The sequence below is a fragment of the Burkholderia sp. Se-20378 genome, assembly GCF_017104665.1.
Classification (GTDB): domain Bacteria; phylum Pseudomonadota; class Gammaproteobacteria; order Burkholderiales; family Burkholderiaceae; genus Burkholderia; species Burkholderia lata.
This window is the reverse complement of sequence record NZ_JAAGPG010000630.1, coordinates 1-3,813: the sequence shown is the minus strand read 5'-3', so window position 1 is coordinate 3,813 and position 3,813 is coordinate 1. Positions and strand designations below refer to the sequence as shown.

The window sequence follows — 3,813 nt, the reverse complement described above, 5'->3', positions numbered from 1 at the left end:
TTGCGTTGTGTCGTCAGCATCGTGTCTGCACGAAATTTCTTGAAGTTGCACGAATATGCACGTTACCATGGGCGCCGTCTTTTGTCGAACTGGAGGCTGGGATGGCTGCAACGCGGGACCGTGTCCGCATCGTCGATACGATGGTGCTGTCCGATGACTGGTATGTGCTGAAGAAGGTGACGTTCGATTTCCTGCGCCGCGACGGAACGTGGCAGCGCCTGAGCCGCGAGACCTACGATCGCGGCAATGGCGCGACCATCCTGCTGCGCAATGCGGAGACGGGCGACGTGCTGCTGACGCGGCAGTTCCGGATGCCGGCGTTCGTCAGCGGGCACGACGGCATGCTGCTCGAGGCCGCCGCCGGCCTGCTCGACGACGCGACGCCCGAAGCGCGCATCCGCGCGGAGGCCGAGGAGGAGACGGGCTATCGCGTGCGCGGCGTACGCAAGGTGTTCGAGGCATTCATGAGCCCGGGCTCGGTGACGGAGAAGCTGCATTTCTTCGTCGGTGAATACGACGCATCGTTGCGCACCGGCGATGGCGGCGGCGTCGCGGAAGAGGGCGAGGATCTCGAGGTCGTCGAGATGCCGTTGCAGGCGGCACTGGACGCGATCGAGCGAGGCGAGATCGTCGATGGGAAGACGATCATGCTGCTCCAGTACGTCGCGCTGCGGGAAACCGCCGGCGCGTGCACGGCATGACGCCGCTGCTCGTGCTGGTCGCCGGCCCCTATCGCAGCGGCACGGACGGCGATCCCGCACGCATCGCCGCCAATCTGCACCGGCTGGAGGAGGCGGCGCTCGCCGTGTATCGCCGCGGACACATGCCGATGATCGGCGAGTGGGTGTCGCTGCCGCTCGCCGTTGCGGCCGGGTCGCGACAGGTCGGCGACGCGATCAGCGAAGCGTTCCTGTATCCGGCCGCGCACCGGCTGCTGCGCCGCTGCGATGCGGTGCTGCGTATCGACGGCGCGTCGCGCGGGGCGGATATGGACGTCGGTCTTGCTAGGCAGCTCGGCAAGCCGGTCTATTTTGCGGCTGACGAAATTCCGGTCGTACAGGACGATTCACAAAGCTGAGCAGGCGGGGAGGTGCCCGGGCGCGGCGCCTCCTCGCATCGACCGGACATCCGCACCGACCGCGGCTAGGCGAGCGTCGCGTCATGCCGTTGCATCGCGCGTGCCGCGCCGCGCGCGAACCGGCGTATGATCGCGACGCCACTCGCGCACCGCTCGACGCTACCTCCGCTCCATCATGTCGTATTCCGATTCCGCTGACTCCACCGCTGCTGCCGCTGCTGCCGCCGCCGCGCAACTGCCCGCCGATCTCGTCGCTTCCGCCGTTGCCGCGCTCGCGCGCGCCGACGCATTGCTCGTGACGGCCGGCGCCGGTATCGGCGTCGATTCCGGGCTGCCGGATTTTCGCGGCACGGACGGCTTCTGGCGTGCGTATCCGGCGCTGCGCCACGAGCGTTTCGAGTTCCACGAGATCGCATCGCCGCACGCATTCCGCGCACGCGCGCCGCTCGCGTGGGGCTTCTACGGACACCGTCTCGCGCTCTATCGTGCGACGGTGCCGCATGCGGGCTTCGCGATCCTGCGTCGCTGGATCGACGCGATGCCGAACGGCGGCTTCGTGCTGACGAGCAATGTCGACGGCCAGTTCCAGAAAGCCGGCTTCGATCCGGCGCGGATCGTCGAGATCCACGGCTCGATCCACGCAATGCAGTGCCTGCGCCCCTGTTCGGACGACACGTGGGATGCAGCGCCGTTCGTGCCGGACGTCGACGAAGCCACCTGCCGCCTCATCGGCGACATGCCGCGCTGTCCGCACTGCGGCGGCCTCGCGCGGCCGAACATCCTGATGTTCGGCGATACCGGCTGGCTCGGTGCGCACTACGACGCGCAGGAGCGTGCGCTGGAAGACTGGATCGCGCAAGCCGGGCGCGTCGCCGTGGTCGAGATCGGCGCGGGCACCGCGATCCCGACCGTGCGCCTGCTGAGCGAGCGCCTCGGCGCCGACGTGATCCGCATCAACGCACGCGAAGCGCATGCGCGTCGTGCGGACGTGATCGGCCTGAAGGGCGGCGCACTGGCGACGCTGAGCGCGCTCGACGCGGCCTGGCCACGCGCGTGAGCCTGCGGGCGGGCGAGACGATCCGAACGGGCCGGCATCCCGCAGGCGGTCGCCGTTGCAGGGGCGCGGTGAATCCGCATACAGTTCAGCGTGTGCCGCCCGCGCAAGCACCGCAAGCGTCCGGGAGCGCACCTCGCCCCGGGTAACCGGGGGCCGGCGGCTGACTCCAGCCGCATCATCGACCGGGAGCGCCCTTGTTCTATTCGATCGTCGCGATCTTCGTCGGCGCCGGGCTCGGCGCGCTGCTGCGCTGGTTCCTGAGTCTCGCGCTCAACGAATTCTTTCCCGCCGTGCCGCTTGGCACGCTCGCCGCGAACCTGATCGGCGGTTACGTGATCGGCATCGCCGCCGTCGTGTTCACGACCCGCGTCGGGCTGCCGCCCGAGTGGCGGCTGTTCGTGATCACGGGCTTTCTCGGCGGCCTCACGACGTTCTCGACCTATTCGGTCGAAGTGATGACGCATGCGGTGCAGGGCGAATTCGGATGGGCGTTTGCGGTGGCTGCCCTACACTTGACTGGATCGTTCGCGCTGACGGCGCTCGGCATGTGGACCGCGCGCGCGTGGCTCGCGGCGGCCTGAGCGTGCCGCCATCGGAGGGTGCGATGGACAAGATCTTCCTGCGCTTCTATGTGCACGAGAAGCACCGGCTGCACTGGAAACCGCTGTGGGAATGGCTGCTGGAGGAGGCGAGCCGGATGGGCGTCGCGGGCGGTTCCGCGTTTCGCGCGATGGCCGGGTTCGGCCAGCATCGCGTGCTGCACGAGGACCGCTTTTTCGAACTGCAGGGGTCGCTCGCGATCGAGATCGAATTCATCGTCACCGAGGACGAGGCGCAGCGCTTGCTCGACCGGTTGTCGCGCGAGAAGGTGCGCGTGTGCTACGCGATGATGCCGGCGCGCTTCGGCGTGATCGACACGCTCGGCGCACCGCCGGCGCAGGGGCCGGCGGCGTAGGGGTACGGCGTCAGATCCCGAACATCGTCAGCGACACGGCGGCGCGCGTGACGATCATCAGCAGCACCTGCACGATCACGAACAGCAGGATCGGCGACAGGTCGATGCCGCCGAGATTCGGGATGATGCGGCGCAGCGGGTTCAGGAACGGCGCGGTGAGCTGGAAGAGGATCGGCATCGCCGGCGAACGCGGGTTGAGCCACGACAGCAGCGCCATCAGGATCGTCATCCAGATCACGAGATTGAGCGCCCACTTCACGACGGTGAGCAGCGCGACCACGACGAGCGTCGCGATCACCGAGGCCGGGTCGAAACCGGCCATCACGACCATCAGCACGACGTAGACGAGCGCGGTGAGCAGCGCGGCGACCACGCTGGCCCAGTCGATGCCGCGTACGCCCGCGATCACGCGGCGCAGCGGCAGCACGAGCCAGTTGGTCGCCTGCAGCACGGCCTGCGTGACGGGGTTGTACGGCGGCACGCGGACGGCCTGCATCCAGACGCGCAGGATCAGCGCGGCGCCGAACAGCGTGAAGACGGTATTGAGCAGAAAACGGGCGATCTCGCCGAACATCGTTGGCATCCTTTTTATACAGTCAGTAGCGTGCGGCCGCCAACGCCGGATGGCGGCGCATCGGCCGACACCTTATCACGCCTCGTCTCGCGACGGGTCGGGCTTCTTGCGCGCGACGCTGTCGCCGCCGAGCACGATGCCGAAGCAAA

The 3,813-nt window shown here is 68.2% G+C and carries 6 protein-coding genes; 5 read left to right on the top strand and 1 reads right to left on the bottom strand.

Annotation, left to right across the window (positions count from 1 at the left end; all coding sequences use genetic code 11):
* Positions 1-101: 101 nt before the first annotated feature.
* The 5 genes from G3N93_RS35160 to G3N93_RS35140 all read left to right on the top strand — a co-directional run bounded on the left by G3N93_RS35160 (position 102) and on the right by G3N93_RS35140 (position 3,090).
* Entirely contained in the window at positions 102-701 is a 600-nt protein-coding gene (locus G3N93_RS35160; protein WP_206135031.1) for an NUDIX domain-containing protein, read from the top strand.
* Positions 698-1,078, top strand: coding sequence for a DUF4406 domain-containing protein (locus G3N93_RS35155; RefSeq protein WP_174986809.1), 381 nt, complete (start codon positions 698-700; stop codon positions 1,076-1,078). Before G3N93_RS35160 ends, G3N93_RS35155 begins: the two co-directional genes overlap by 4 nt.
* A gap of 175 nt (positions 1,079-1,253) precedes the next feature.
* Positions 1,254-2,135 carry a Sir2 family NAD-dependent protein deacetylase gene (locus G3N93_RS35150; RefSeq protein ID WP_206135030.1) on the top strand — a complete coding sequence of 294 codons (882 nt, stop codon included), beginning with the start codon at positions 1,254-1,256 and terminating at the stop codon, positions 2,133-2,135.
* A gap of 194 nt (positions 2,136-2,329) precedes the next feature.
* On the top strand, positions 2,330-2,716 hold the full coding sequence (gene crcB / locus G3N93_RS35145) for a fluoride efflux transporter CrcB (RefSeq protein WP_011351225.1): 387 nt from the start codon (positions 2,330-2,332) through the stop codon (positions 2,714-2,716).
* Positions 2,717-2,739: 23 nt separating this feature from the next.
* Positions 2,740-3,090 carry a DUF190 domain-containing protein gene (locus G3N93_RS35140; protein WP_174941453.1) on the top strand — a complete coding sequence of 117 codons (351 nt, stop codon included), beginning with the start codon at positions 2,740-2,742 and terminating at the stop codon, positions 3,088-3,090.
* A gap of 10 nt (positions 3,091-3,100) precedes the next feature.
* On the opposite strand, the gene G3N93_RS35135 is transcribed toward G3N93_RS35140, so the two are convergent.
* On the bottom strand, positions 3,101-3,664 hold the full coding sequence (locus tag G3N93_RS35135; protein ID WP_011351227.1) for a YggT family protein: 564 nt from the start codon (positions 3,662-3,664) through the stop codon (positions 3,101-3,103).
* Between the last annotated feature and the right edge of the window lie 149 nt (positions 3,665-3,813).

Coding starts and splice junctions, on each gene's coding strand:
- G3N93_RS35135 (WP_011351227.1), bottom strand. CDS start 3,664: ATGTTCGGCGAGATCGCCCGTTTTCTGCTCAATACCGTCTTCACGCTG.
- G3N93_RS35160 (WP_206135031.1), top strand. CDS start 102: ATGGCTGCAACGCGGGACCGTGTCCGCATCGTCGATACGATGGTGCTG.
- G3N93_RS35150 (WP_206135030.1), top strand. CDS start 1,254: ATGTCGTATTCCGATTCCGCTGACTCCACCGCTGCTGCCGCTGCTGCC.
- G3N93_RS35155 (WP_174986809.1), top strand. CDS start 698: ATGACGCCGCTGCTCGTGCTGGTCGCCGGCCCCTATCGCAGCGGCACG.
- G3N93_RS35140 (WP_174941453.1), top strand. CDS start 2,740: ATGGACAAGATCTTCCTGCGCTTCTATGTGCACGAGAAGCACCGGCTG.